23 protein-coding genes and 2 tRNA genes are annotated in these 25,862 nt (G+C 73.3%); 15 read left to right on the forward strand and 10 right to left on the reverse strand.

The window, feature by feature from the left end; translation table 11 throughout:
- The first annotated feature begins 144 nt into the window (after positions 1-144).
- The 3 genes from pdhA to AMK19_RS00545 are packed head-to-tail and all read left to right on the forward strand — an operon-like array spanning position 145 to position 3,744.
- On the forward strand, positions 145-1,290 hold the full coding sequence (gene pdhA, locus AMK19_RS00535; RefSeq protein ID WP_073808248.1) for a pyruvate dehydrogenase (acetyl-transferring) E1 component subunit alpha: 1,146 nt from the start codon (positions 145-147) through the stop codon (positions 1,288-1,290).
- Positions 1,290-2,264 (forward strand): alpha-ketoacid dehydrogenase subunit beta, encoded by a 975-nt coding sequence (locus tag AMK19_RS00540; RefSeq protein WP_073807156.1) that lies wholly within the window; start codon positions 1,290-1,292, stop codon positions 2,262-2,264. The genes pdhA and AMK19_RS00540 overlap by 1 nt, the downstream gene beginning before the upstream one ends.
- Positions 2,265-2,277: 13 nt before the next feature.
- Positions 2,278-3,744 carry a dihydrolipoamide acetyltransferase family protein gene (locus AMK19_RS00545; protein ID WP_073807158.1) on the forward strand — a complete coding sequence of 489 codons (1,467 nt, stop codon included), beginning with the start codon at positions 2,278-2,280 and terminating at the stop codon, positions 3,742-3,744.
- A gap of 55 nt (positions 3,745-3,799) precedes the next feature.
- On the opposite strand, the gene AMK19_RS00550 is transcribed toward AMK19_RS00545, so the two are convergent.
- A complete protein-coding gene (locus AMK19_RS00550) occupies positions 3,800-4,063 on the reverse strand; it encodes a helix-turn-helix domain-containing protein (RefSeq protein WP_073807160.1) in 264 nt (87 codons plus the stop codon).
- Between the two features lie 304 nt (positions 4,064-4,367).
- Between AMK19_RS00550 and AMK19_RS00555 the strand changes: the two genes are divergently transcribed.
- Together AMK19_RS00555 and AMK19_RS00560 are read left to right on the forward strand one after the other, a co-directional pair.
- Positions 4,368-5,567: a M64 family metallopeptidase gene (locus tag AMK19_RS00555; protein WP_158071846.1), complete on the forward strand. Its 1,200-nt coding sequence runs from the start codon at positions 4,368-4,370 to the stop codon at positions 5,565-5,567.
- Between the two features lie 80 nt (positions 5,568-5,647).
- A complete protein-coding gene (locus tag AMK19_RS00560) occupies positions 5,648-7,021 on the forward strand; it encodes an MFS transporter (RefSeq protein WP_083646409.1) in 1,374 nt (457 codons plus the stop codon).
- A 7-nt stretch (positions 7,022-7,028) separates the two neighbouring features.
- Here AMK19_RS00560 and AMK19_RS00565 read toward each other — a convergent pair whose 3' ends face one another.
- Positions 7,029-7,856 carry a maleylpyruvate isomerase family mycothiol-dependent enzyme gene (locus tag AMK19_RS00565; RefSeq protein ID WP_073807163.1) on the reverse strand — a complete coding sequence of 276 codons (828 nt, stop codon included), beginning with the start codon at positions 7,854-7,856 and terminating at the stop codon, positions 7,029-7,031.
- Positions 7,857-8,015: 159 nt separating this feature from the next.
- Between AMK19_RS00565 and AMK19_RS00570 the strand changes: the two genes are divergently transcribed.
- The 3 genes from AMK19_RS00570 (at position 8,016) to AMK19_RS00580 (ending at position 10,521) form a co-directional block, all read left to right on the forward strand.
- The gene (locus AMK19_RS00570; protein WP_073807164.1) at positions 8,016-8,813 is read left to right on the forward strand and encodes a carbon-nitrogen family hydrolase; all 798 of its coding nucleotides are present in this window, start codon (positions 8,016-8,018) and stop codon (positions 8,811-8,813) included.
- Positions 8,814-8,928: 115 nt separating this feature from the next.
- Positions 8,929-9,825, forward strand: coding sequence for a GntR family transcriptional regulator (locus AMK19_RS00575; RefSeq protein ID WP_073807166.1), 897 nt, complete (start codon positions 8,929-8,931; stop codon positions 9,823-9,825).
- Between the two features lie 45 nt (positions 9,826-9,870).
- Positions 9,871-10,521 carry a hypothetical protein gene (locus AMK19_RS00580; RefSeq protein ID WP_073807167.1) on the forward strand — a complete coding sequence of 217 codons (651 nt, stop codon included), beginning with the start codon at positions 9,871-9,873 and terminating at the stop codon, positions 10,519-10,521.
- A 98-nt stretch (positions 10,522-10,619) separates the two neighbouring features.
- On the opposite strand, the gene AMK19_RS00585 is transcribed toward AMK19_RS00580, so the two are convergent.
- A complete protein-coding gene (locus tag AMK19_RS00585) occupies positions 10,620-11,405 on the reverse strand; it encodes an SLATT domain-containing protein (RefSeq protein WP_443134980.1) in 786 nt (261 codons plus the stop codon).
- A 418-nt stretch (positions 11,406-11,823) separates the two neighbouring features.
- Between AMK19_RS00585 and purD the strand changes: the two genes are divergently transcribed.
- The 4 genes from purD (at position 11,824) to AMK19_RS00605 (ending at position 17,694) form a co-directional block, all read left to right on the forward strand.
- Positions 11,824-13,068, forward strand: a complete 1,245-nt coding sequence (gene purD / locus AMK19_RS00590) for a phosphoribosylamine--glycine ligase (protein ID WP_073807170.1) — start codon at positions 11,824-11,826, stop codon at positions 13,066-13,068.
- A 440-nt stretch (positions 13,069-13,508) separates the two neighbouring features.
- Positions 13,509-15,002 carry a hypothetical protein gene (locus AMK19_RS00595; protein ID WP_073807172.1) on the forward strand — a complete coding sequence of 498 codons (1,494 nt, stop codon included), beginning with the start codon at positions 13,509-13,511 and terminating at the stop codon, positions 15,000-15,002.
- Between the two features lie 151 nt (positions 15,003-15,153).
- Positions 15,154-16,698 carry a N,N-dimethylformamidase beta subunit family domain-containing protein gene (locus AMK19_RS00600; protein ID WP_073807174.1) on the forward strand — a complete coding sequence of 515 codons (1,545 nt, stop codon included), beginning with the start codon at positions 15,154-15,156 and terminating at the stop codon, positions 16,696-16,698.
- A gap of 96 nt (positions 16,699-16,794) precedes the next feature.
- A complete protein-coding gene (locus AMK19_RS00605) occupies positions 16,795-17,694 on the forward strand; it encodes a phosphoribosylaminoimidazolesuccinocarboxamide synthase (RefSeq protein WP_073807175.1) in 900 nt (299 codons plus the stop codon).
- Between the two features lie 39 nt (positions 17,695-17,733).
- Here AMK19_RS00605 and AMK19_RS00610 read toward each other — a convergent pair whose 3' ends face one another.
- From AMK19_RS00610 to AMK19_RS00640, 7 genes are all read right to left on the reverse strand, one after another.
- Entirely contained in the window at positions 17,734-18,348 is a 615-nt protein-coding gene (locus AMK19_RS00610; protein WP_073807177.1) for a response regulator transcription factor, read from the reverse strand.
- Positions 18,345-19,592, reverse strand: a complete 1,248-nt coding sequence (locus AMK19_RS00615; RefSeq protein WP_241844181.1) for a sensor histidine kinase — start codon at positions 19,590-19,592, stop codon at positions 18,345-18,347. The genes AMK19_RS00610 and AMK19_RS00615 overlap by 4 nt, the downstream gene beginning before the upstream one ends.
- Before the next feature lie 49 nt (positions 19,593-19,641).
- A complete protein-coding gene (locus AMK19_RS00620; protein ID WP_073807180.1) occupies positions 19,642-20,445 on the reverse strand; it encodes an ABC transporter permease in 804 nt (267 codons plus the stop codon).
- Complete coding sequence (locus AMK19_RS00625; RefSeq protein WP_073807182.1) at positions 20,442-21,416, reverse strand: ABC transporter ATP-binding protein; 975 nt, start codon at positions 21,414-21,416, stop codon at positions 20,442-20,444. Before AMK19_RS00625 ends, AMK19_RS00620 begins: the two co-directional genes overlap by 4 nt.
- A 157-nt stretch (positions 21,417-21,573) precedes the next feature.
- Positions 21,574-21,649: transfer RNA gene (locus tag AMK19_RS00630), tRNA-Gly, on the reverse strand.
- A gap of 37 nt (positions 21,650-21,686) precedes the next feature.
- A tRNA-Gly gene (locus tag AMK19_RS00635) sits at positions 21,687-21,759 on the reverse strand.
- A 153-nt stretch (positions 21,760-21,912) separates the two neighbouring features.
- Positions 21,913-22,230, reverse strand: a complete 318-nt coding sequence (locus AMK19_RS00640; protein WP_073807183.1) for a histone-like nucleoid-structuring protein Lsr2 — start codon at positions 22,228-22,230, stop codon at positions 21,913-21,915.
- 410 nt (positions 22,231-22,640) lie between these two features.
- On the opposite strand from AMK19_RS00640, the gene purS reads away from it, so the two are divergent.
- Genes purS through purL form a run of 3 tightly spaced genes read left to right on the forward strand, consistent with a single transcriptional unit; the run spans position 22,641 to position 25,824 of the window.
- Positions 22,641-22,895, forward strand: a complete 255-nt coding sequence (gene purS, locus AMK19_RS00645; protein WP_033250393.1) for a phosphoribosylformylglycinamidine synthase subunit PurS — start codon at positions 22,641-22,643, stop codon at positions 22,893-22,895.
- Positions 22,892-23,569 (forward strand): phosphoribosylformylglycinamidine synthase subunit PurQ, encoded by a 678-nt coding sequence (gene purQ / locus AMK19_RS00650; protein ID WP_073807185.1) that lies wholly within the window; start codon positions 22,892-22,894, stop codon positions 23,567-23,569. Before purS ends, purQ begins: the two co-directional genes overlap by 4 nt.
- Entirely contained in the window at positions 23,569-25,824 is a 2,256-nt protein-coding gene (gene purL, locus AMK19_RS00655) for a phosphoribosylformylglycinamidine synthase subunit PurL (protein ID WP_073807186.1), read from the forward strand. The genes purQ and purL overlap by 1 nt, the downstream gene beginning before the upstream one ends.
- Positions 25,825-25,862 lie beyond the last annotated feature (38 nt).

Raw genomic sequence — 25,862 nt, forward strand, 5'->3', positions numbered from 1 at the left:
TGGGTAACGTTCTCGTGAGGGACGCCGTCGGAAAGGGAACACCGCCTGCCCGTGCTGGCGCGCACACCCACGCGCGCGGGTCGGGAGGGCGACCGGACCGGCCACCGGCGACCCCGGGCGGCCGGACAGACCGAGGGAGTGAACGTGACCGTCAAAAGCACGACGAGGGCGCGCAAGAAGGCCGCCCCCGGCGTTCCTGACAAAGCCAGTGCAGGCTCTGCCGCGCCGGAACTCGTCCAGCTGCTGACCCCGGAGGGCGAGCGGGTCGAGCACCCGGACTATCCGCTCACCGTGACGCCGGAGGAGCTCCGCGCGCTCTACCGGGACCTGGTACTGGTGCGGCGCTTCGACGCCGAGGCCACCTCGCTCCAGCGGCAGGGCGAACTCGGCCTGTGGGCCTCGCTGTTGGGCCAGGAGGCGGCGCAGGTCGGCTCCGGCCGGGCGATGCGCCCCGGCGACTACGCCTTCCCCACCTACCGTGAGCACGGCGTGGCCTGGTGTCGCGACGTCGACCCGCTGAACCTGCTCGGCATGTTCCGCGGCGTGAACAACGGCGGCTGGGACCCGAACGAGAAGAACTTCCACCTCTACACCATCGTGATCGGCGCGCAGACCCTGCACGCCACCGGTTACGCGATGGGCATCACCAAGGACGGCACGGACGACGCGGTGATCGCCTACTTCGGCGACGGCGCCTCCAGCCAGGGCGACGTCAACGAGGCCTTCACCTTCGCCTCGGTCTACAACTCGCCGGTGGTGTTCTTCTGCCAGAACAACCAGTGGGCGATCTCCGAGCCCACCACCGTGCAGACCCGCATCCCGCTGTACCGCCGCGCCTCCGGCTTCGGCTTCCCCGGCGTCCGGGTCGACGGCAACGACGTGCTGGCCTGCCTCGCGGTCACCCGCTGGGCGCTGGACCGCGCCCGCACCGGCCAGGGCCCGGTGCTGGTCGAGGCGTTCACCTACCGGATGGGCGCGCACACCACCTCCGACGACCCGACCCGCTACCGGCAGTCCGAGGAGACCGAGGCCTGGAAGGCCAAGGACCCGATCCTGCGGCTGAAGGCGCACCTGGAGAAGGAGGGCCTCGGCGACGAGGCGTTCTTCGCCGAGGTCGAGGCCGAGAGCGAGAAGCTGGGCCTGCGCGTCCGTGAGGGCGTCCGTTCGATGCCGGACCCGGACCCGACCCTGATCTTCGACCACGTCTACACCGAGCAGCACCCGCTGGTGGACGAGGAACGCGCCGAGTACGAGGCGTACGCCGCCTCCTTCGAGGGGGAGCAGCACTGATGGCCGGCCAGCTCAGCATCGCCAAGGCGCTCAACGGAGCGCTCCGAAAGTCGCTGGAGAACGATCCGAAGACCGTCCTGATGGGCGAGGACATCGGCAAGCTCGGCGGCGTCTTCCGCATCACCGACGGCCTGCAGAAGGACTTCGGCGACGACCGGGTGATGGACACCCCGCTCGCCGAGTCCGGCATCATGGGCACCGCCATCGGCCTCGCGCTGCGCGGCTACCGCCCGGTGGTGGAGATCCAGTTCGACGGCTTCGTGTACCCGGCCTTCGACCAGATCGTCTCCCAGCTCGCCAAGATGCACGCCCGCGCGCTCGGCCACGTCAAGATGCCGGTCACCGTCCGCATCCCGTTCGGCGGCGGCATCGGCGCGGTGGAGCACCACAGCGAGTCGCACGAGGCGTACTTCGCGCACACCGCCGGTCTGCGGGTGGTCAGCCCGTCCAACGCGCACGACGCGCACTGGATGCTGCGCCAGGCCATCGAGTCGGACGACCCGGTGATCTTCCTGGAGCCCAAGCGCCGCTACTGGGACAAGGGCGAGGTCGGCGAGGACCCGATGCTGCCGCTGCACTCGGCGCGCATCGTCCGGCCCGGCACCGACGCCACGCTGATCGCCTACGGGCCGATGGTGAAGGTCTGCCAGGAGGCCGCGCAGGCCGCCGAGGAGGACGGCCGCCACCTGGAGGTGGTCGACCTGCGCTCGCTGTCGCCGATCGACTTCCCGACCCTGGAGGAGTCCCTCAAGCGCACCGGCCGCGGCATCGTGGTGCACGAGGCCCCGGTCTTCCTCGGCCTGGGCGCGGAACTCGCCGCCCGGCTCACCGAGCGCTGCTTCTACCACCTGGAGGCGCCGATCCTGCGGGTCGGCGGCTACCACGCCCCGTACCCGCCGTCGCGGGTCGAGGAGACCTACCTGCCCGACCTCGACCGTGTGCTCGACGCCGTCGACCGCGCGCTCGCGTACTGAGCGGGGAGCGAAGATGACCAACGGAACCACTGGGCTCCGCGAGTTCAAGATGCCCGACGTGGGCGAGGGCCTCACCGAGGCGGAGATCCTCACCTGGTACGTCAAGCCGGGCGACACCGTCACTGACGGGCAGGTGGTCTGCGAGGTGGAGACCGCCAAGGCCGCGGTCGAGCTGCCGATCCCGTTCACCGGCGTGGTCGAGGCGCTGCACTTCCCGGCGGGCACCACCGTCGACGTCGGCACCGCGATCATCGCGGTGGCCGTCGCCGGGGCCGCCCCGGCACCGGCCGCGCCCGCCGCGGCTCCGGTCGCCGCCCCGGCGGAGGCGGAGGCCGAGCCCGAGCCCGAGCGCCGCGAGGTGCTGGTCGGCTACGGCCCGCGCACCGGCTCGGCGCAGCGCCGGGCCCGCCGCACCAACGGTGCTCCGGCCACCGCCCCGGCGGCGCCGGCCGCTCCCGCAGCGCCGGTCGTGCCCGTCGCCCCGGCCGCTCCCGTCGCCCCGGCCGCTCCCGTCGCCCCGGCCGTTCCGGTGGCCGTGGTCGCGGAGGGCGAGCGCCCGCTGGCCAAGCCGCCGGTGCGCAAGCTCGCCAAGGACCTCGGCATCGACCTGCGCACCGTGCGGCCGACCGGCCCGAACGGCGTGGTCACCCGCGAGGACGTGCACGCCGCGGCCGCCACCGCGGCCGGGACGGTCGTCGAGCCGGCCGCCGCGCCGGTGGCCGAGCCGGTGTCCGCTCCGGTGGCGGAGCAGCCCGTGCTGCCGGTGCCGACCGCGGTCGGGGACGTCCGGGTGCCGGTCAAGGGCGTCCGCAAGGCCACCGCGCAGGCGATGGTGGCCTCGGCGTTCACCGCACCGCACGTCACCGAGTTCGTCCAGGTCGACGTGACCCGGACGATGAAGCTGGTGCGCAAGCTCAAGGAGAGCGGCGAACTGGGCGCCGGGGTGCGGGTCAGCCCGCTGCTGCTGGTCGCCAAGGCGCTGCTCACCGCGATCAAGCGGCACCCGGAGATCAACGCCAGCTGGGACGAGGCCGCCCAGGAGATCGTGATCAAGGGTGCGGTGAACCTCGGCATCGCCGCGGCCACCCCGCGCGGGCTGATCGTCCCGAACATCAAGGACGCTGGTTCCAAGACCCTCTCCCAGCTGGCCGTCTCGCTCGGCGAGCTGGTGGAGACCGCGCGGCAGGGCAAGACCTCCCCGGCGGACATGTCCGGCGGCAGCGTCACCATCACCAACGTCGGCGTGTTCGGCGTGGACACCGGCACCCCGATCCTCAACCCCGGCGAGGCCGCCATCCTGGCCTTCGGCGCGGTGCGGGAGCTGCCCTGGGTGCACAAGGGCAAGGTGGTGCCCCGCCAGGTCACCACGCTGGCGCTGTCCTTCGACCACCGCCTGGTGGACGGCGAGCTCGGCTCCAAGGTGCTGGCGGACTGCGCCGCGATCCTGGAGTACCCGAAGCGCCTGATCACCTGGGGCTGATCCGCCCCGGCCGTCGGGCCCCGCTCCGTTCGCGGAGCGGGGCCCGACGCGTTCCTCAGCCCCGGGCGGTGCGCCAGGCTGCGTGCGCCAGGGTGTGGAAGGCGTGGCTGCCGACCCGGTCCAGGCCGAGCGCGGCGGCCAGCAGCGTGGCGGTGGCCGGGCGCGGGCCGGCCGTGCCGCGTTCCAGGTCGGACAGGGTGCGGATGCCCAGGCCCGCCTTGACGGCCAGTTCCTGCTGGGTCAGCCGGGCCCCCTGCCGCAGGGCCCGCAGGGCCCGTCCGAATGCCCTGCGCGGGTCCGTTTCCGGCCCGTTCTCCATCTCCGCCGCCTTTCCCCCCGGATGATTCCGACCGGCAGAGTACCCCGCTCCGGGGCGGCCCGTTCGACCTTTACAACTCCGTTGCGGGCATTCGGAATTGCTTGCTCCGATCGTTTCCGTGCGGTGATTGCGGCAGGCCGTCGGGGCGGATCGTGCATTGCGCCGCCCGAGGGAGTTTCGCGGCGGGCCGTCCGGGCCCGGGGCCGGGACGGGTACGTCTGTGCGACCAGCCACCCGCGCAGTCGGGCCGGGTGTCGTCGAGCGAGGATGTCCCCGTATGCCGTCCGGTGCTCCCGGTCCCGTGATGCGTTCCGCGGCCGCCCTGCTGCTCGCCGCCGCCGCCGCGCTGCCCGTCGTGGTGGAACTGGCCTCGCCCTCGCCGTCCACGGCGATAGGCCCGCCGCTGCCGGGGCCGGACCGGGCCGCGCCGCCCGCCGCCCGTCCCGACCTGCGGGCCCCCGGCGCGCCCGCCGTGGACCTGCGGCTGTCCGGCGACCCGGCCAACCGGATCACCCTGGTGCTGCTGGGCGACGGCTACACGGCGGCCCAGCAGCAGCTGTTCCACGAGCAGGCGGACCGGGCCTGGCACGCGCTGCTGGACATCGAGCCGTTCCGCACCTACCAGGAGTTCTTCAACATACGGCGGGTGGACGTGGTCTCCCCGGCGGCCGGGATCGCCGAGAGCGAGAGCGCCGGGAAGTCCCCCGCGACCCCGCTGGGCATGCACTTCTGGTGCGAGGGCACCGCACGCCTGCTGTGCGCGGACGAGGCCGCCACCGCCCGCTGGGCCGGGCAGGGCGAGGGCCCGCAGTACCTGATCGCGCTGGCCAACTCGACCGAGTACGGCGGGGCCGGCGGCACCGGGGTGACCACGCTGGCCGGCGGCAGCCCGGACGCCGGGCGGATCATCCAGCACGAGATCGGCCACACCGTCGGCCTGCTGGGCGACGAGTACGACAGCGCCCCGAGCGACCCGGACTACCCGAACCTCTCGCCGGCGGACGCCGAGGAGATGGCGCACGAGAAGGTCAAGTGGTGGCGCTGGCTGGGCGCGGTCTCGCCGGACGGCGGCGGCCCGGTGGGCGCGTACCGCAGCGCCAACGGGCTGTTCCGGCCGACCGAGGACTCGGTGATGCGCAGCCTCGGCGGGGTGTACAACCTGCCGTCCCGGGAGGCGATCGTCGAGCAGCTGTACCGCCGGGTGAAGCCCGCCGACGCCCCCGAGCCCGCTCCCGGGCAGGTGGACGGGCGGCCCAAGCTGCACGTGCGGCCGCTGGCCCTGATCGGCCCGCGCCAGCTGCGGATCGGCTGGACGGTGGACGGTCGGCCGGTGGACGCCGGCACCGCGGACGGCACCTGGCTGGACACCGCCGCGCTGGGGCTGGCGCCCGGACACCGGCACACCGTCACCGCGACCGTCCAGGACACCACCGACTGGGTGCGCGACGAGGCGTTCCGCGCGCAGTACATGACCCGCACGGTGAGCTGGACACTCTCCGACTGAGCGGGGCGCGCGGCGATTTCGGGCCGACTTCGCACCCTGGCCGAAATGTCAGGTGATGGGATGACTAGCCTGATTGCACTATGAGCGTGGACCCCGTCCCCACTGCACCGTCCCTGTCCGTACCCGCTCCCCGTCGCGCCGACGACCTCCAAGCGGCCCCCCGCGCCGCCGGATTCCCCGCCGCCGTCCTGCACCCGCCCGGTGGGCGGGCCGCCTGGTTCGCCTGGTCGGTCGGCGTCAGCGTCTACGTCCTCGCCGTGGTGCACCGCACCAGCCTCGGCGTGGCCGGCCTGGACGCCGCCGCACGGTTCGGCATCGGCGCCTCCGCCCTGTCCACCTTCTCGATAGTGCAGGTCCTGGTGTACGCCGGGATGCAGATCCCGGTCGGCCTGCTGGTCGACCGGAGCGGCCCGCGCCGGGTGCTGCTGCTCGGGGTGGCCCTGATGAGCGCCGGCCAGCTGGCGTTCGCGTTCTCCACCGCGTTCGCGCCCGCGCTGGCGTCCCGCGCGGTGATCGGCTGCGGCGACGCGATGACCTTCATCAGCGTGCTGCGGATCGCCGCCCGCTGGTTCCCGGCCGCCCGCAACCCGTTCGTCGCCCAGCTCACCGGGCTGGTCGGGATGGGCGGCAACCTCGTCACCACCGTGGTGCTGGCGCAGGCCCTGCACACGGCCGGCTGGACCAGCACCTTCGGCGTGATCGCGCTCACCGGCGTGCCGATCTTCGTCGCCGTGCTGGCCCTGCTGCGGGACGCCCCGCCCGGCGCGGTCGCCCCCGTGCTGCCGCAGCAGAGCGGCGGCCGGGTGCCGGTCGGCGGGCTGATCCGGGCCGCCTGGGCCGAGCCCGGGACCAGGCTCGGCCTGTGGGTGCACTTCACCACGGCGTTCCCGGCGTCCGCGTTCGGTCTGCTGTGGGGGCTGCCCTACCTGGTCGAGGGCCAGGGCATGTCCCGGGCCGGCGCGAGCGGGCTGCTCAGCCTGCTGGTGCTCAGCGGGATGGCGTTCGGCCTGCTGTTCGGCCGGCTGCTCTCCCGCTCCGCCGGGCTGCGGCTGCCGGTCGCCTTCATCGTGCTGGGCGCCACCGCGCTCTGCTGGACCGTCACCCTGGCCTGGCCGCACGGCCGGCCGCCGCTGTGGCTGCTGGTGGTGCTGATCCTGGTGATGGGCAGCAACGGCCCGGCCTCGCTGATCGGCCTCGACTACGCCCGCGCCCACAACCCGCCGGAGCGGATGGGCACCGCGTCCGGCATCGCCAACATGGGCGGCTTCATCGGCTCGGTGATCACCCTGCTGGGCATCGGCGTGCTGCTGGACGCCCTCGCCGACCCGGGCAGCGACAGCTACGGCGCGCACGCCTACCAGCTGGCGTTCTGCTTCCAGCTGCTGCCGCTGCTGCTCGGGACGGCGATGATCCTGCGGCTGCGGCGCAAGCTGGCCGCAGCCGGGCGAGACTGACCGGAGGTCAGGGGGTGCTCGTCAGGTGGGCGAGCACCCGGTTGCCCAGTTCCTGGTCGCCGACCACGTTGACCAGCGCGGTCTCGGGGTTCACCCGGCCGCAGCACAGCCGCACGAAGGTCTGCCAGTCCATCGACAGCTGCACGTCCGGGGCCGCGTCCACCGACTCGTCCACGCTGCCCCGGCCGTGCGCGCCGACCCGGACGGTGCGCTGGAACGGCACCGCGCCGGCCACGTCGAACAGCACCGTGCTGCCGATCGGGACGCCCGCCTCCTTGGCCACCTGCTTCGGCAGCGAGTCGATCAGCAGGTCGCGGGTGACCAGGGCGGCCGGGGAGTCCAGGTTGCCCGGCTCGCGCAGCGCCCGGCGCAGGTCCTGCTCGTGCACCCAGACGTCGAAGGCGCGCAGCCGTAGCAGCGTCGCGTACGAGACCTCCCGGGACAGCGGGCCGGCCGGCCAGCGCACCATGTCCTCCGCCGAGTGGCGGGAGTTGCGGATCGCCCGCGAGCGGCGGATCACCGTGTACTCCAGCTCGCTGGTGATCTCCACGGAGGTCCAGCAGCGGCGCTTGTCGACCGGCAGCTCCACGTACCGGGTGAAATCGTTGCGGACGTGCGGCAGGTCTCGGGGCAGCGCGTGGATCGGGCGCGGGTCGCCGAGCAGCTCCGACTCGACGCCGATGATGTGCGACACCACGTCGCGAACCGACCAGCCCGGGCACTCGGTGGCGCGGTTCCAGGCGTCGGTCGGCAACGGGGCGAGCAGCTCGGATATGGACTCGATCGACTGCGTCCACGCATCGGTGTACGCCTGCACAGTCTGGTTGTCCGTCACTGGTATCTCCGGCCCCTCCGTCGGCTTGCGTCGTCCCACGTCGCCCGGGCTGCCGAGACCTTCGCACGGACGCGCATACGGCACGTTACGCTGCCGGGTGAGAGCAGGGCAGCGCTTTCGGGTGACGATCGTAGGACTCTTGTCGTGGACGGTGGTACTGTGCGCGCTTCATTGATCCAACTCGCGGTCTCGGACACCGAGCCGGCCGCCGAACGGCGGGCCAGGGCCGCGGCGCTGGTCCGTGCCCAGGACGGCGCCGACCTGGTGGTGCTGCCCGAGCTGTGGCCGGTCGGCGGCTTCGCGTACGACGCGTGGTCGGACGGCGCGGAACCGCTCGACGGGCCCACCGCCGAGACGATGTCGGCCGCCGCGCGGGCGGTCGGCTGCTGGCTGCACGCCGGTTCGATCGTCGAACGCGATCCCGACGGGCCGATCTACAACACCTCGCTGCTGTTCGCCCCCGACGGCGAACTGGTCCGCACCTACCGCAAGATCCATCGCTTCGGCTTCGACACCGGCGAGGCCGTGGTGATGGGCGCCGGCCAGGAGATCGTCACGGTGGACGCCGGCTTCGCCACCCTGGGCCTCGCCACCTGCTACGACCTGCGCTTCCCCGAACTCTTCCGGGCGCTGTTGGACGCCGACGCCGAGCTGCTGGTGGTCCCCGCCGCCTGGCCCGCCCGGCGCGCCGAGCACTGGAACCTGCTGGCCCGCGCCCGCGCCGTCGAGGAGCAGGCCTACGTGCTGGCCTGCAACACCGCGGGCACGCACGGCGGCGTCGAACAGGCCGGCCGCAGCCTGGTCGTCGACCCGTGGGGCCGGGTGCTCGCCGAGGCCGGGCCGGACGAGCAGGTGCTCACCGTCGAGTTCGACCCCGCCGAGGTCGCCGAGTGCCGCGCCGAATTCCCGGTCCACCGGGACAGGCTGCTCGGTATTCCGGCACCGGTACAACGCTGATATCTGGCCGCAAATCGCCGTACCTTGGTCCGGATTGACCATTCCGGGGTAATCTGTGCCCGTTTTGGGAGCTGGGTCCGGCCGCGGTCGGCACGACCCGGAGAGGGGGTGGGCCATGAACGCTGCGGGAGCCGGGAGCGGCCGCGCCCTGATCCGGCGCAACAGCCTCCGCGAGCAGATCTCCGACGCCCTGCGGGACGAGATGATGGCCGGCCGGCTGCCCGCCGGCCGCAACTTCACCGTCAAGGAGATCGCCGAGATCTACGGCGTCTCCGCCACCCCCGCCCGCGAGGCCCTGGTCGATCTCGCCGCCCAGGGCCTGCTGGTCAGCGAACCCCACCGCGGCTTCACCGTCCCCGAGTTCACCTGGGCCGACTACCTGGAGATCTTCGAGGCCCGGGCCCTGCTCACCGACAACGCGCTGCGCCACCTCGGCCGCCGGGAGCACCCCTACGACTGGTCGCGGACGGTCTCGCTGCGCCGCCGCGCCGTCGCCGCCACCCGCGCCGCCCGGGCCGGCCACCTCGACGTGCTGGTCGGCTGCGACCTGCGGTTCTGGCAGGAGGCCGCGGCGATCCTCTGCAACGAGCGGATCTCCGACTACCTCGGCTGGCTGCGCGTCCAGTCCTGGATGTTCGCCGCCCCGCACCTGCGGGCCGCCGACGACCTGGCCGGCGTCTGCTGGGACCGGCACGGCGAACTCGTCGACCGGATCGAGGCCCGCGACCACGACGGCGCCCGGCGGATGGTCGCCCACTACAACCTGTTCACCATCGAACTGCTCGCCGGGCTGCTCGGGCACTCCCTCGAAGGGTTCGCCGTCCTGCGGCTGCTGCGCGGGACGGACCCGCCCGACACCCCGTCAGCCGACCGGGTCGACGGCCCGGCCGCCGCCCAACCACCGCACGACGCCGTCGGGTTGGGGCGCGTCCCGCTGCCCAGATTCGTGCCGCCCGGACGCTTCACCCGGTCGTTCCGGCCGGGGCGCGGAGAGCCCGCCACGGGCCGGTAGGGTTGGGGACCGTTGCCCCGCCCGATCGAGAGGATGAGCCGGCCCATGGCCTGCGACCTCTGGCTCGTCCCGCTCGTGGACGTGCTCACCCACAGCCCCGAGAACCCGTTCCGGGACGACCTCAACCGCTACAACGGGGTACTCGCCCAGTACGGGCTGCCGCCCGTCCCGGTCAACCCCTACGTTCCCGGCTTCTCCGGCGACGTCGAGACGATAGCCGCGTTCGACTACGACTCGCTCCACTTCCTGCGCCGCGCCTACCTGTTGGGGCTCACCGGCTTCGAGGTGGCGCCGGTGGACGCGCTCGGCAGCGACTACGAACAGCTCCTGGAGATGTTCGAGGCCACCGCCGAACAGTCGCACCTGGTCTGGCACTTCGACCACGCCGGCGCGTACATTCCGGTGGACTTCGCCGTTCCGCTGGTCGCCGACGAACTCCTCGCCGCGGGCGGGCCGTTGGGGTCCTCGCAGGGGCTGCTCCGCGAACTCCTGGCGGTGGCACCGCTGTTGGGGATCGACCCGCTCAACCCCCCGGCCCCCACCCGGCCGCTCGGCCCCACCCAGCTGGAACAGCCCTTCGGGCCGCCGATCGACGACTTCCAGCACCCCTTCGCCCGTGAACGCCACGCCTGGGCCGGCCTCTACTCGGCCGCGACCCGCAGCGTCACCCAGGGCTCGATGATCGTCTTCGCCTGAGCGGGCGGGGAAGCAGGGAGAGCACCACCAGGGGCGCCGGGAGGTACCTCCACGCGTCCCTGTTTTCGCGCCCGCCCGCGCTTGCCCCCGGCATCCCTTCAGCGGAGGGGCCCCTCCGGGGGACGTTGGCGGGGCATGGTGGGGCGGGTGCCCGGTGGGGGGAGGACGCGGACCTGCGCGCCGGTTCCGACCTCGGTGCGGTTGCTCCACGGGCCCGGGGCCTGGGTGGGGAGCCGGCTCATGCCGGCGCGGAATTCGAGCATCCACTCCGAGGTCTCGCTGCGGACCAGGTCGGAGACGTCCTCGCAGAAGCGGCGCAGCACGCCGAGGCAGCGTTCGGCGGCCTCGCCGGCGGTGCCTTCGGTGGGGCCGAGGACTTCCCGCACGCACTCCGAGGCCCAGTCGAACTGGAAGGCTTCCAGGCGGCGTTGGAGGGCCTGCGAGGTGGAGACGTCGCGCATCCAGCCGGAGGTGAGGCCGAAGGCGCGGTCGGCGAGCAGGGCGGCGGCGGCGAGGGCGAGGCCGGCGTAGCCCCATTCGAGGGTGTGCGGGAGGACGCCGGTGAGGGAGACGATCGGGGCGGTGATGCCGCCGACGGTGAAGACGCCGGCGGCGAAGCGGAGCAGCCGGGCCCAGCGGCGCTTCCAGACGCGGTCGCGGCGGTACCACTCGATGGCCTCGACGGCCCGTTCCTCGGACCAGCGGTAGAGCTCTTCGAGGCGTTCGGCGGGCTCTCCCCAGTCGCCCAGCGGGAATTGACGGGCGCTCAGGTCGGAGCGGCGGCGGGTGTGGGTCCGTCCGCCGGAGCCCGGGACGGGCTGGTCGTCATCGGCGACCTCTTTGCCCCAAGGACTCTCCTCGGGCTGCATTTCCGGCTGGCTCACCTGTGGCGCTCCCTGTGGCGGGGTGACTGCGGAGGCCCGGCGGGTACCGGGACTGGCGGTGCGGTGCGGACAATCGATTCGGTACGGGCGTGGCGGAGCCGCCCATGGTGCCGTGCCCGGCATGCGGCCGGGTCCTTGTCCAACAGCACTTCTTACCGCCAAATGGCTGACCGTGGGGGCGCTTCCGGAGTGATCGTTATGTGATTTCACCTCCGGAAGCCGAGGTCGGAGGGTTGTGCTGCCCGGCCGGATTTCACCCGTCCGAGCGAGGTGAACCGGGGCCGTCGGTGTGACGGTGCAGCCGTTCGAGCGGTGACTGTGCTTTCGCGTGAACGGGGTGGGTCGGATTCGTCGGTCGTTGGAGCTTCGTACGGAGCCGCCGACGGTGCGGAACGGGCCACCGACTAGGCTGCGAGGCGTGAAGGTCCTCGTCATCGGCGGCGGCGCCCGCGAACACGCCCTGTGCCGCTCCCTGTCCCAAGATCCCGCTGTCACCGAGCTGCACTGCGCCCCGGGCAACGCCGGGATCGCGCGGGTGGCCGCCCTGCATCCGGTCGACCAGTCGGACGGCGCCGCGGTCACCGCGCTGGCCCGTGAGCTGGGTGCGGACCTGGTGGTGGTCGGCCCGGAGGCTCCGCTGGTGGCCGGTGTCGCCGACCCGCTGCGGGCGGCCGGCATCCCGGTGTTCGGCCCGAGCGCGGAGGCGGCCCAGCTGGAGGGCTCCAAGGCCTTCGCCAAGGACGTGATGGCCGGGGCCGGCGTCCCGACCGCGCGGTCGTACGTGTGCACCACCGAGCAGGAGGCCGCCGAGGCGCTGGACGCGTTCGGCGCCCCGTACGTGGTGAAGGACGACGGCCTGGCGGCCGGCAAGGGCGTCGTGGTCACCGAGGACCGCGCCGTCGCGCTGGAGCACGCCAAGGGCTGCGACCGTGTGGTGATCGAGGAGTACCTGGACGGTCCGGAGGTGTCGCTGTTCGCGATCACCGACGGCACCACGGTGCTGCCGCTGGTGCCCGCGCAGGACTTCAAGCGCGCACTGGACGGCGACCAGGGCCCCAACACCGGTGGCATGGGCGCCTACACGCCGCTGCCGTGGGCCCCCGAGGGCCTGGTCGAAGAGGTGCTGGCCACCGTTCTCCAGCCGACCGTCGACGAGCTGCGCCGCCGCGGCACCCCGTTCTCCGGCCTGCTGTACGCGGGCCTGGCGCTGACCTCGCGCGGCACCCGGGTGATCGAGTTCAACGCCCGCTTCGGCGACCCGGAGACCCAGGTGGTGCTGGCCCGGCTGCGCACCCCGCTGGCCGGCGTGCTGCTCGCCGCCGCCAACGGCACGCTGGCCGGGCTGGAGCCGCTGCGCTGGGACGAGGACGCCGCGGTCACCGTGGTGCTGGCCTCCGAGGGCTACCCGGCGAACCCGCGCACCGGCGACCCGATCGAGGGCCTGGACGAGGCGGAGGCCGACGGCACCGCGTTCGTGCTGCACGCCGGCACCACGTCGGGCGCTGCGGGCGAGGTGCTGACCGCGGGCGGCCGGGTGCTGTCCGTCACCGCCACCGGCGCGGACCTCGCCGAGGCCCGGGCCAAGGCGTACGCGGGCCTGGCGAAGATCTCCTTCAAGGGCGCCCAGCACCGCACCGACATCGCGGCGAAGGCCGCGCAGTAGTTAGGCAGGCCCTGGTGCCCTCGCGGGGCGCTGCGACCGGACCGACCCGTCCGGACGCAGCGCCCCGCGGCGTTTCCCGAGGTCGCGGCGGAGCGGGCCGCAGCTCGAAAAAGCAGTCCTTCGGGTGATCTGTTGGTCATCCTGCTGACGGGGTGCGAGCCCGCGCCGTAGGGTGCGCTGCATCGCGCAGGGGCGGGGTGACCGGCGCGGGCGCGGCTCGTCGGCGGGGTGCGCCCGGGGGATGCTGAGAGCGGTGGCGCGTCCCGCCGTGGTGTCACCAGGACGGGTGGTCTCCCCGGGGTTCCGGAACACCCGCCCGTACCGGGGCGTCGAGACTGGCAGGAAAGCGCCACGCGAGTCGCACCACCGGGTTCGGCACCCGCCGCTTCCCGTACCGGAATTGATCGAGTCGAGTCGGCTGCGAAGGGGGTGCCGCGGCGATGGCTGCATCGGACACCGCACGCGCACGAGCCCGGGCCGTCCTGCGTCTTCGCGGACGGGCCGTGGCCGCCGCCGCGCTGCCCACCGCCTGCGCGGTGGTGCTGCTGGTCGGGCGGTTCACCGGACGGATAGGCGCGGCCGGTTCGCCGGACGCCCCGCTGTGGGACGGCATCCGCTGGGCGGTCGGGGCGGTCGCCGCGCTGACGCTGCTGCTGGCTGCCCTGGTGGCCCGCGCGCACCGCCGGGCCGTCCCCCCGGTCACCCCTGCGGTGCCGCTGACCAGGGCGGAAGCGCCCGAGCTGTACCGCCTGATCGAGGAGCTCGCCGGGCGGTTGGACGTTCCGGCGCCCGCCGCGATCGCGCTCACCCCGGACTGCGACAGCTGGCTGGAGGAGCCGCACCCACCGGGCCGGCGGTCCGTGCCCGGTGCGCCGGTGCTGGTGATCGGCTCCCCGTTCCTGTGGTGGATGCGGGCCGGTGAGCTGCGCGCCCTGCTGGCCCCGGTGGTGGCGGGCACCGCGGCCGCCGCCGACCCGGACATCGCGGCGGCCCGCCGCTGGCTGCGCACCCTGGACGCCGCGCTCGGCGAGCGGCGCCGGGGCCCCGCCGCGCTGGCCGAGCGGGTCGACCGGCGGCTGCTCGGGGCCTGCCGCGAGCACTCCGCCGAGCTGGAGCACGCCGTCGCCGCGTGGGCGTCCGAGCAGGCCAAGGCCGTGGACTACGGGCTGCGGGTGGCCGCCCAGGAGCAGGTCGGCCTGGCGTACGCGGGTTGGGACCGGCTGCTCACCCGGGTCGCGCTGCCCGCCTGGCGGCTCGGCCGGCACCCCTCGCACCTGAACGCGGGCGTGGTCGCCGCGCTCACCGAGCTGTCCCGCCGCGACCGGCTGGCCGACAGCTACGGGGACCGGCTCGGCGACCGTCCCGCCTGCGACCTGCTGGAGGAGCCCGGCGCGGTGGACGCCCGGGTGTCCCTGCTGGCCGCCGAGCTGCTGCACGAGGAGCCGCCGGGCGGCTGGCAGCCGCTGGACTGGGAGGACTACCCGGAGCAGGTGGTGGACCACGGCTGGCGGGAGAGCGCCGCCGCGCTGCAGGCCGTCCTCGGCGACGACGACCGCCCGCACACCGGCCCGGCGCTGGACAAGCTGCTGGCCCGGCTGGCGGCCGGGGAGGCCGAGACCCTGGCGGCCGCACTGGCGGGCAGGGTGGCGCGCGCCGCCGAGGTCGCGCCCCCCTTGCCTCCCGTGCGCAGCGGACGCGATCTGCTGGTCGAGCACCTCACCGCCACGGTCTGCTGCGCGGCGGTGGACGCGGGCACCGCGAGCCCCGGCCTGGACTGGCTGGACGGCCCGGTGCTGCTGTCCCGCGCGGCTCCCCGGGCCACGCTGGCCCCGGTGGTGGCGGCCGCCGCGGAGGCCGGGCAGGACGGTCCGCTGCGGGCCTGGCTGGAGCAGGCCGGGGTGCGGCTGGAACGCCCGGTGCGGCTTTCCGGCTGAATTTCCGAAAGATCCCGGAAAACCCGGTTTCGCCGACACTAATTGCTACGGTGGAGTGACACTGCGCCAGCAGAAGTGGTGTGCTGGTTCGCACGCACATCCGCATGGCAATTGCCACCCTCGGCGGATGCGCAACGGGTGGGGAGGGCGTGTGGGGACGGAATCCAACCGCCGGTGGGAGTCCGGCACGCTGGCGCACGGGGTGTCCGATCCGTTCGGCCAGGGCCCGCTGCCGTGGCTGCGCAGCCCCGACCACTACCTGGCGGACGGCGAGGGCGCGGTGCCCTGGTACGTGAGCGTGGACGCGCCGGGGCAGCGGCCGCTCGAAGGGGCGGCCCGGCCGCCGCGGCCCGCGGTGAGCGGCCCGCGCAACGCGGACGACGTCCGGCAGCAGATCAAGGGGTTCGCCTCGTCGGGCGTGGCCCGGCCCGGCGGTTCGGTGGACTTCCGGGTGACGGTCAATCCGCCGCAGGAGTTCCAGGTCGACGTCTACCGGATCGGCCACGACGCCGGCGACGGCGCCCGGCAGGTCTCCTCCAGCCCGTTGATCTCCGGCCTCGCCCAGCCCGCGCCGATGGTCGCCGACCGTACCGTCTCCTGCCACCACTGGTGGCAGTCCTGGCGGCTGCAGGTCCCCACCGACTGGCGGCCGGGCGCGTACGTGGCGGTGCTGACCACCGCCGACGGCGGCCACCGCAGCCACATCCCGTTCACCGTCCGGGACTTCAACGCGGCGGACCTGCTGCTGGTGCTGCCGGACGTGACCTGGCAGGCGTACAACCTGTTCCCGGAGGACGGGCACCTCGGGGCGAGCCTTTACCACGCGTGGGACGGCGCGGGGCGGCTGGTGTACGAGGAGCAGGCGGCGGTCACCGTCTCCTTCGACCGGCCGCACGCCGGGGCGGGCCTGCCCCTGCACGTCGGGCACGCGTACGACTTCATCCGGTGGGCCGAGCGGTACGGCTACGACCTGGCCTACGCCACCGCCACCGACCTGCACGCGGGGCTGGTGGACGCCGACCGGTACAAGGCGCTGGTGTTCCCCGGGCACGACGAGTACTGGTCGGAGCCGATGCGGCGGGCCGTCGAGCGGGCCCGGGACGGCGGCACCTCGCTGGTCTTCCTGTCCGCCAACTCGCTGTACTGGCGGGTCGAGTTGACGGCCGGCGCGAACGGCGAGCCGTCCCGGCTGCTGAACTGCCGCAAACGGCAGAAGGTCGCCGCCGACCATCCGGCGGGCGGTGCGCCGGGCGCGGCGAGCGCGCTGTGGCGGGACGCGGGGGAGCCGGAGCAGCACCTGCTGGGCATCCAGTACGCGGGCAGTGTGCCCACGCCGGTGCCGCTGGTGGCCCGGAACACCGCGCACTGGCTGTGGCAGGGCACCGGCCTCGCCGAGGGCGAGGAACTGCCCGGCATGGTCGCGGGGGAGGCCGACCGCTACTACCCGAAGGTGTCGCTGCCGGTCTGCACCGAGCGCACCCTGCTGGCGCACTCCCCGTACCGGGACGCGGCGGGGCGGCTCACCCACCAGGAGACCTCGCTGTACCGGGCGCCCAGCGGGGCGTACGTGTTCGCGGCCGGGACGTTCGCCTGGTCGCCGGCGCTGGACCGGCCCGGGCACACCGACGAGCGGATCCAGCGGGCCACCGCCAACCTGCTCGACCAGCTCTGCAAGGAGGGGCGCACCGGGCTCTGACCGGCTGCTGAGGGCGGGGGCCGCACCCGCCCCCGATCGGGCGTGCATGAAAGACTCCCGGCAGCAGAGCCCCCCAGCTGTGAGGACGTTACGACCGTGAGCGGATTCGTCACCAAGCCCGAGCCGGTCCAGGTGCCCGGCCTGGTCCACCTGCACACCGGCAAGGTGCGCGACCTGTACCGGGACGGCAACGGCAACCTGGTGATGGTGGCCAGCGACCGTACCTCCGCCTACGACTGGGTGCTGCCGAACGAGATCCCGGACAAGGGCCGCATCCTCACCCAGCTGTCGCTGTGGTGGTTCGAGCGGATCGCCGACCTGGTGCCCAACCACGTCATCTCGACCGAGCTGCCCGAGGGCGCCCCGGCCGACTGGGCCGGCCGCACCCTGATCTGCCGCAGCCTGGAGATGGCGCCGGTGGAGTGCGTGGCCCGCGGCTACCTGGCGGGCTCCGGCCTGGAGGAGTACCGGGTCTCCCGCACGGTGTGCGGCATCGCGCTGCCCGAGGGCCTGGACAACGGCTCCGAGCTGCCCGCCCCGATCTACACCCCGGCGCTGAAGGCCGAGGTCGGCGAGCACGACGAGAACGTCTCCTACGAGGAGACCGCCCGCCGGATCGGCGCGGACCTCGCCGCGACCCTGCGGCAGACCACTCTCGCCGTGTACGCGCGGGCCCGCGCGATCGCCCGCGACCGCGGCCTGATCCTCGCCGACACCAAGTTCGAGTTCGGTCTGCTGGACGGCGAACTGGTCATCGGCGACGAGGTGCTGACCCCGGACTCGTCCCGCTACTGGCCGGCCGACGAGTGGGAGCCGGGCCGCGACCAGCCGTCCTTCGACAAGCAGATCATCCGCGACTGGCTGACCTCGCCGGCCTCCGGCTGGGACCGCAAGAGCGAGAACCCGCCGCCGCCGCTGCCCGCCGAGATCGTCGAGCACACCCGGCAGCGCTACATCGACGCGTACGAGAAGCTCACCGGTCTCGACTGGAAGTGACGCCGCCGCGCGGCCGGCTGTGACGGCTCGAAGGCCCGGTCAGAGCCAGCCGTGCTCGCGGGCGATCCGCACCGCCGCGTGCCGGTTCTCCGCGCCGAGCTTGCCGGCCGCCGAGGACAGGTAGTTGCGCACGGTGCCCTGCGACAGCGACGCCCGGTCGGCTATCTCGGCGATCGAGGAGCCGTCCGCGGCCAGTTCCAGCACGTCGGTCTCGCGCGGCGTCAGCGGGGAGTCGCCCGCGCTGATCGCCTCCGCGGCCAGCTCCGGGTCCACGTAGCGGCCGCCCGCCCGGACGGTGCGGATGATGCCGGCCAGGTCGGAGGCGGAGACGGTCTTCGGCAGGAAGCCGCGCACCCCGACCTCCAGGGCCCGCTTCAGGTAGCCCGGGCGGCCGTGCCCGGTCACGATCATCACCCGGCAGTCCGGCAGCCGGTGGCGCAGTTCGGCGGCCACCTCCAGGCCGTCCAGGCCCGGCATCTGCAGGTCCAGCACCGCCACGTCGGGGCGGTGCGCGGTGGCCATCGCCAGGGCCTCCGGGCCGGACGCGGCCTCGGCGACGACCGTCAGGTCGTCCTCCAGGGCGAGCAGCGCGGCCAGCGCTCCCCGGATCAGGTGTTCGTCGTCGGCGAGCAGTACCCGCACCCGGTCGGTCACGCCACGGACTCCCTTGCTGCCATCGGTAGTTCGGCGGTCACCAGGAACCGCCCGGGGCCGGGACCGGCCACCGTCAGGGTGCCGCCGTGGGCGGCCAGGCGTTCGCGCAGGCCGCGCAGGCCGCTGCCGGAACCCTCGGTGCGGGCCGGCGGTACGGCGGGCACGCCGTCGTTCTCCACCTCCAGCACCGCGAGGCCGCCGGAGACCCGCAGCCGGAACGTGCAGTTGGCGGCCTCGGAGTGCCGCAGCACGTTGGTCGCGGTCTCCCGCACCACCCAGCCGAGCACCGACTGGGCCTCGGTCGGCAGCGCGTCCGCGCCCGCGAGTTCGGTCCGGCAGTCGACGTCGGCGGCGCGCAGCACCGAGGCCGCGCCGATCAGTTCGGTGTGCAGTTCGACGGTGCGGTAGCCGCGCACCACCTCGCGGACCTCGCGCTGCGAGTCCTGGGCGATCCGCTGCACCTCGGTCATCTGGTCGACCGCCTCGGGTCGTTGACGGCGGGCCAGCTGCACGGCCAGTTCGCTCTTCAGCGCGATGGTGGCGAGGTTGCGGCCCAGCACGTCGTGCAGGTCGCGGGAGAACCGCAGCCGCTCCTCGGCGACCGCGAGCCGGGCCTGGGCCTCCCGGGCCCCGTCCAACTCCCAGACCACCTTGGCCATCCAGGCCGAGCAGCGGGCGGCGGCCGCGGCCGTCGTCGCGCCGAGCAGGCTGCCGAAGGCGACGCCGAACACGGTGCCCGGCCGGGCCCCGGCCAGGGCCGGCGGCACCGTCAGCACGGCGACCAGGGCGACCCCGCCCAGCAGCGTCCGGCGGGTCGGCAGGGCGACCGCCGCGGCGGTGGTCCAGCAGGTCGCCGCCATGGTGGCCATCACGCCGGGAGCGGCCGAGGCGGCCGAGGCGTCCGGCACTCCCGGGGAGCCCATCAGCAGGGCCGCCAGCGCCAGGCCGGCCGACACCGCCGCGGACAGCGCCGCCCAGCCGTACGGGTGCGGGCGGCGGCCGAGGTACGCGGCCAGTCCGGTGCGGAACAGGACGATGTTCAGCGCCCCCGCCGGCACCATGCCGAGCACCACCAGCCGGAAGCCGGCGGGCAGTTCGTCCACCCCCGCGGCGGCGGCCACCGAGCCGAGCGCCAGCAGCGGCTGCGCCACCGCCACGAGGTACAGCGACCACCGCACGTACAGCTCGATGCGCTGCGGCTTGGACATCGCCCGCCAGTGGCGGATCGGTCGTGGCCTGCTCAACCGCACGGCGTGATTCCTCGTTCCCGGATCTTCGACGACTCGGCCGAATCTATCGGCGCGGCTCCCAGCGGAACCAGCGGCGGGCCGCCCAGGCCGCCACGGCCGTCCACGCCACGGCCAGCAGCAGCGGGGTCGCGGCCTGGCCCCATGTCCCGGCGAAGTTCTCGGCGGGGCCGGAGCCGTCGGTGCCGAACCAGCCGATCCGCAGCAGTTGCAGGGCCGGGGTGGTCGGCAGCAGGCGGCAGACGTTCGCCACCGAGTCCGGCAGCGACTCCAGCGGGACCATCAGGCCGGAGCCGAGCTGCGCCACCAGCAGCAGCGGCAGCGTGGTGATGCCGGCGGTCTCCACGGTCTTGGTGACGGCGCTGGACACCGCGGCCAGCGCGGTCAGCAGGGCCGCCGTGAGCGCCAGCCCGGCCAGCAGCAGCAGCGGGTTCATCGGGGCGGGCAGGTCGAGCAGCAGGGCGCCGCCGACGCCCAGCAGCAGGCACTGGGTGAGCGCCAGCCCGATCGACGGGACGGCGGTGCCGAGCAGGATCTCGGTGTCGGTGGCCTCGCCGGTGCGCAGCCGCTTCAGCACCAGGTCGCTGCGCCGGGCGGTGTAGGCCGAGGTCAGGTTGCAGTAGACGACGATCAGCAGCACCACGCCCATCGCGCCGACCACCATGTTGGCGTTCACGTCCAGGCCGGGGGTGTGTTCGGCGGCGGCGTTCAGGACCGAGCGGAGCGTGCCGACCAGCACCAGCGGCAGCGCCAGGGCCATGAACATCGCGGTGCGGTTGCGGCGCAGCAGGGTGGCCTCGGCGCGGCCGAGGGCGAGCAGGCGTCCGGCGGGGGTGGTCGCGGCGGTCATGCGGCACGTCCGATCTGCGGCGTGGTGGCCGCGTCGGACGCGGCGATGGCGAGGAAGGCCTCTTCGAGCGAGGCGCTGCGGGCGTCCAGCCGTCCCAGCGGGACCCGGTGGCGGGCGGCCCAGCCGAGGAGTTCGGTCAGGGTGCCCTGGAGGTCGGTGGTGCGCAGCGTGATCCGGCGGCCGTCGATGGTCGGCTCGGCGCCGGGCAGGGACGGCAGATCGAGCGCGGCGTGCGGGCCGGAGCGCTCGGGCAGTTCGAAGCCGATCCGGGCGGGGTGGTCGGCCAGCACCTCGTCGACGGTGCCGCCGGCCACCACCCGGCCGCCGTGCATGATGGCCAGCCGGTCGGCGAGTTCCTCGGCCTCTTCCAGGTAGTGCGTGGTGAGCAGCACGGTGGTGCCGGCCGCGCGCAGCTCCCGGATCAGCCGCCACACGGAGGCGCGGGCCTCCGGGTCCAGGCCGGTGGAGGGCTCGTCCAGGAACAGCACCTCGGGGCGGCCGAGCAGGGCCATCGCCAGGTCGAGGCGGCGGCGTTCGCCGCCGGACAGCTGCTTGACGCGCACCGAGCGGCGGGGGAGCAGGCCGACCAGGTCGAGCGCCTCGTCCACGGTGCGGCTGTCGGTGGTCAGCCCGGACCAGCAGCGGCCGGTCTCGGCGACGGTCAGTTCGCCGGGGAAGCCGCCCTCCTGGAGCATGATGCCGATCCGGGGCCGGAGCGCGGCCCGGTCGCGGGCGGGGTCCAGACCGAGCACCCGGACCTCGCCGGCGGTCGGCGCGGCCAGGCCCTCCAGCACCTCCATGGTGGAGGTCTTGCCGGCGCCGTTGGTGCCGAGCAGCGCGAACAGCTCACCGGGGGCGACGGTGAGGTCCAGGCCGCGGACGGCCTCGAAGCCGGCGGCACCGGACGGTCCGTAGCGGCGGTGCAGGCCGCGGGCCTCGACGGCGGGGCGGGGACGGCTGGTGTCGGTCATGGCTCCAGCCTTCCGCCGGGCCGGGCCGTCCAGTAGTGCGGGCCGTCACCGGGTGCCGGTGGAGTTCCACGGGTCGGCGGTGACAAATGTCATCGGGTGCCGCGGAAGTGTGCCCGGGAACGCCGAAGGCCCCCTCGATCGAGGGGGCCTTCGAAACTGGAGCGGACGACGAGATTCGAACTCGCGACCCTCACCTTGGCAAGGTGATGCTCTACCAACTGAGCCACGTCCGCATGATATTGAGTTGTACAGCTTGTCGTGCTAACTGCGAGCGGACGACGAGATTCGAACTCGCGACCCTCACCTTGGCAAGGTGATGCTCTACCAACTGAGCCACGTCCGCACGGTGCCTGGGCACCGGCCGCCCCGCTCGGGTGTTCCCCCGTTTGCGGCGACGAGAAATACTCTACAACATCAATCGCCGTGCTCGCCCCACCCTTCCCCGGCGGCGTGGCCGGGGAAGGGCCGGCGGCCCTCAACGGGCCGTCGGACAGGGTCAGTTGTTCTCGGAGAACGCCTCGTAGACGTGCTTCGGGATGCGCCCGCGGGCGGGCAGCTCCATGCCGTTCGACTGCGCCCAGGCGCGTACGGCGGCCGGGTCCGGGGTGAGCGCGGTGCGGCGGAAGGACTTTCCGCTGCGGCTCTGCCGGCGGCCCGCGGCGACGAACGGGGCGAGGGCCTCCCGAAGCTTTTCCGCGTTGTCGGCGGACAGGTCGATCTCGTACGACTTCCCGTCCACGCCGAAGTGGACGGTTTCCGCGGCGGCGCCGCCGTCCAGGTCGTCGGAGAGCGTGACGACTACACGCTGAGCCATGGGTGTCAATCCTCTCGGGCAATTCGGCCGACGGTGGTCTCGGATGCCCCGCCGGTCCGTTGGGCCGGGATCACGGCATCCGTCGGCGGGCAGGGGAGCCCACGCCGAGATGCGGCGCGTTCGGCTGCCGGTCGCCCTATTCTGCACCCGGAAGCTGCTGAAATCGAAGAGTTCGGGATTCCTTTTTTCCGGATATTCACGGGGTTCCCTCGGATGCCGATACCGCCTCGTTACAGACGGGATTAAACCGACGAAATGGGATGCCGACCGGGGTTCGGAGAGGCTCGGAAGCCTTGCCTCGTAAGGGGCGTGGGTCTACGCGCGTTGCCGCTGGTGGGCCGCAAGATGGCCGCCCGGCACAGGTAGGCTGAAGGTCCCCCGCCTGAACGCAATCACCACCGGGAGTGCCAGTGGCACGCGTCGTAGTCGACGTCATGCTCAAGCCGGAGATCCTCGACCCGCAGGGACAGGCGGTGCAGCGTGCACTGCCCCGTCTGGGATTCGCCGGGATCGCCGATGTCCGCCAGGGCAAGCGTTTCGAACTGGAGCTGGAGGGGCCGGTCGACGACGCCGCGCTCGCCCGCATCCGTGAGGCTGCCGAAACCTTCCTCGCCAACACCGTGATCGAGGACTTCACCGTCCGCGTCGAGGAGGAGGGCAAGTGACCACCCGCATCGGCGTCGTCACTTTCCCCGGCTCGCTCGACGACCGTGACGCCCAGCGTGCGGTCCGCCTGGCCGGCGCCGAGCCGGTCGCCCTCTGGCACCGTGACAAGGATCTCCACCAGGTCGACGCCGTCGTCCTGCCCGGCGGATTCTCTTACGGCGACTATCTGCGCTGCGGCGCCATCTCCCGCTTCTCGCCGGTGATGGACACCATCATCGAGCAGGCGAAGCTCGGAATGCCGGTCCTCGGTATCTGCAACGGCTTCCAGGTGCTGTGCGAATCGCACCTGCTGCCCGGCGCGCTCACCCGGAACGACTCGCTGCACTTCATCTGCCGCGACCAGAAGCTCCGCATCGAGAACGCCGACACCGCCTGGACCCGGGATTACTCGGCCGGCCAGGAAATCGTCGTTCCGCTGAAGAACGGCGAAGGCCGGTTCGTCGCCGACGCGCACGTCCTCGACGAACTCGAGGCGGAGGGCCGCATCGTGGCCCGGTACCTCGATGTGAACCCGAACGGTTCGTACCGCGACATCGCCGGCATCACCAACGCCGCCGGCAATGTCGTCGGCCTGATGCCGCACCCGGAGCACGCCGTGGAGCCGCTCACCGGTCCGACCACCGAGGGCCTGGGCTTCTTCACTTCCGTCCTGAAGCAGCTGGTGAACGCCTGATGAGCCTCGACACCGTCAAGAACGCCGAGCAGACCCCGGACGACGCCCAGCCCTGGGCCGAGCTCGGCCTCAAGAAGGACGAGTACGCCCGGATCCGCGAGATCCTGGGCCGCCGTCCGACCGGCGCCGAGCTGGCCATGTACTCGGTGATGTGGTCGGAGCACTGCTCGTACAAGAGCTCCAAGGTCCACCTCAAGCAGTTCGGCGACAAGGCCCCGAAGAACGACGCGATGCTCGTCGGCATCGGCGAGAACGCCGGTGTGGTCGACGTCGGCCAGGGCTACGCGGTCACCTTCAAGGTCGAGTCGCACAACCACCCGTCGTACATCGAGCCCTACCAGGGCGCGGCCACCGGCATCGGCGGCATCGTGCGCGACATCCTGGCGATGGGCGCCCGCCCGGTCGCCGTGATGGACCCGCTGCGCTTCGGTGCGGCCGACCACCCGGACACCCGGCGCGTGCTGCCCGGGATCGTCGCGGGCATCGGCGGCTACGGCAACTGCCTGGGCCTGCCGAACATCGGCGGCGAGGTCGTCTTCGACTCCTGCTACCAGGGCAACCCGCTGGTCAACGCGCTGTGCGTCGGCGTGATGAAGCACGAGGACATCCACCTCGCGAAGGCCTCCGGCCCCGGCAACAAGGTCATCCTGTACGGAGCCCGCACCGGCGGCGACGGCATCGGCGGCGTCTCGGTGCTCGCCTCGGAGACCTTCGACGCGACCGGCCCGGCCAAGCGCCCCGCCGTCCAGGTCGGCGACCCGTTCCAGGAGAAGCTCCTCATCGAGTGCACCCTGGAGATCTTCAAGGAAGACCTCGTCGCGGGCATCCAGGACCTCGGCGGCGCCGGCCTGTCCTGCGCCACCTCGGAGCTGGCCTCGGCCGGCACCGGCGGCATGCGGATCGAGCTGGACACCGTGCCGCTGCGCGACCACACGCTCTCGCCCGAGGAAATCCTCATGAGCGAGTCGCAGGAGCGCATGTGCGCGATCGTCGAGCCCGGCAAGGTCGACCGCTTCCTGGAGATCTGCGAGAAGTGGGACGTCATCGCCACCGTCATCGGCGAGGTGACCGACGGCGAGCGCCTGGAGATCTTCTGGCACGGTGAGCTGGTCGTGGACGTGCCGCCGCGCACCGTCGCCCACGAGGGCCCGACGTACCAGCGCCCGTACGCCCGCCCGTCCTGGCAGGACGCCCTGCAGGCCGACGCCCCGACCGCCGAGCGGCTCGCCCGCCCGGCCGACGGCGCCGAGCTGAAGGACGCGCTGCTGAAGGTCGCCGGCTCGCCGAACCAGGCCTCCAAGGCGTGGATCACCGACCAGTACGACCGCTACGTGCTGGGCAACACGGTGCTCGCCACCCCCGAGGACTCCGGCATGATCCGGATCGACGAGGAGACCAACCTCGGCGTCTCGGTCGCCACCGACGGCAACGGCCGCTACGCCAAGCTGGACCCGTACACCGGCGCCCAGCTGGCCCTGGCCGAGGCCTACCGGAACGTCGCGGCCGGCGGCGCCAAGCCGCTCGCGGTCTCCGACTGCCTCAACTTCGGCTCCCCCGAGGACCCGGACGTGATGTGGCAGTTCGCCGAGGCCACCCGCGGCCTGGCCGATGCCTGCCAGGTGCTCGGCACTCCGGTCACCGGCGGCAACGTCTCGCTGTACAACCAGACCGGCGACGTCGCCATCCACCCGACCCCCGTGGTCGCGGTGCTCGGCGTCATCGACGACGTCACCCGGCGCACCCCGGTCGGCTTCGCCGAAGAGGGCCAGCTGCTCTACCTGCTCGGCGACACCGCCGACGAGCTGGGCGGCTCCGCCTGGTCGCAGGTCGTGCACAACCACCTCGGCGGCCTGCCGCCCAAGGTGGACCTGGAGCGCGAGCGCCTGCTGGGCGACATCCTGATCGCCGCCTCCCGCGACGGCATGATCGACGCCGCCCACGACCTCTCCGACGGCGGCCTCGCGCAGGCCCTGGTGGAGAGCTGCCTCAAGGGCGGCAACGGCGCCCGGGTCGTCGTGCCCGAGGGCATCGACCCGTTCGTGTTCCTGTTCTCCGAGTCCGCCGGGCGCGCCGTGGTGGCCGTCCCGCGCAGCGAGGAGCTCCGGTTCAACGACATGTGCGGCGCCCGCGGCCTGCCCGCGGCCCGGATCGGCGTGGTCGACGGCGACGCCCTGGAGGTCCAGGGTCAGTTCACCGTCACCCTGGCCGAGCTGCGTGACGCCCACACCGGCGTCATCGAGGCGCTGCTCGCCTGACGCGGCACCGTTTCGACGGGCGGCCGGTTCGGAATTCT

This window comes from Kitasatospora sp. CB01950, from assembly GCF_001905465.1.
Lineage (GTDB): Bacteria > Actinomycetota > Actinomycetes > Streptomycetales > Streptomycetaceae > Kitasatospora.

What these genes read in the sequence shown, in the direction of transcription:
- AMK19_RS00540 (WP_073807156.1), top strand. Translation starts at nt 1,290, where the DNA reads ATGGCCGGCCAGCTCAGCATCGCCAAGGCGCTCAACGGAGCGCTCCGA.
- AMK19_RS00545 (WP_073807158.1), top strand. Translation starts at nt 2,278, where the DNA reads ATGACCAACGGAACCACTGGGCTCCGCGAGTTCAAGATGCCCGACGTG.
- AMK19_RS00550 (WP_073807160.1), bottom strand. Translation starts at nt 4,063, where the DNA reads ATGGAGAACGGGCCGGAAACGGACCCGCGCAGGGCATTCGGACGGGCC.
- AMK19_RS00555 (WP_158071846.1), top strand. Translation starts at nt 4,368, where the DNA reads ATGCGTTCCGCGGCCGCCCTGCTGCTCGCCGCCGCCGCCGCGCTGCCC.
- AMK19_RS00560 (WP_083646409.1), top strand. Translation starts at nt 5,648, where the DNA reads ATGAGCGTGGACCCCGTCCCCACTGCACCGTCCCTGTCCGTACCCGCT.
- AMK19_RS00575 (WP_073807166.1), top strand. Translation starts at nt 8,929, where the DNA reads ATGAACGCTGCGGGAGCCGGGAGCGGCCGCGCCCTGATCCGGCGCAAC.
- AMK19_RS00580 (WP_073807167.1), top strand. Translation starts at nt 9,871, where the DNA reads ATGGCCTGCGACCTCTGGCTCGTCCCGCTCGTGGACGTGCTCACCCAC.
- AMK19_RS00595 (WP_073807172.1), top strand. Translation starts at nt 13,509, where the DNA reads ATGGCTGCATCGGACACCGCACGCGCACGAGCCCGGGCCGTCCTGCGT.
- AMK19_RS00620 (WP_073807180.1), bottom strand. Translation starts at nt 20,445, where the DNA reads ATGACCGCCGCGACCACCCCCGCCGGACGCCTGCTCGCCCTCGGCCGC.
- AMK19_RS00625 (WP_073807182.1), bottom strand. Translation starts at nt 21,416, where the DNA reads ATGACCGACACCAGCCGTCCCCGCCCCGCCGTCGAGGCCCGCGGCCTG.
- AMK19_RS00640 (WP_073807183.1), bottom strand. Translation starts at nt 22,230, where the DNA reads ATGGCTCAGCGTGTAGTCGTCACGCTCTCCGACGACCTGGACGGCGGC.
- purL (WP_073807186.1), top strand. Translation starts at nt 23,569, where the DNA reads ATGAGCCTCGACACCGTCAAGAACGCCGAGCAGACCCCGGACGACGCC.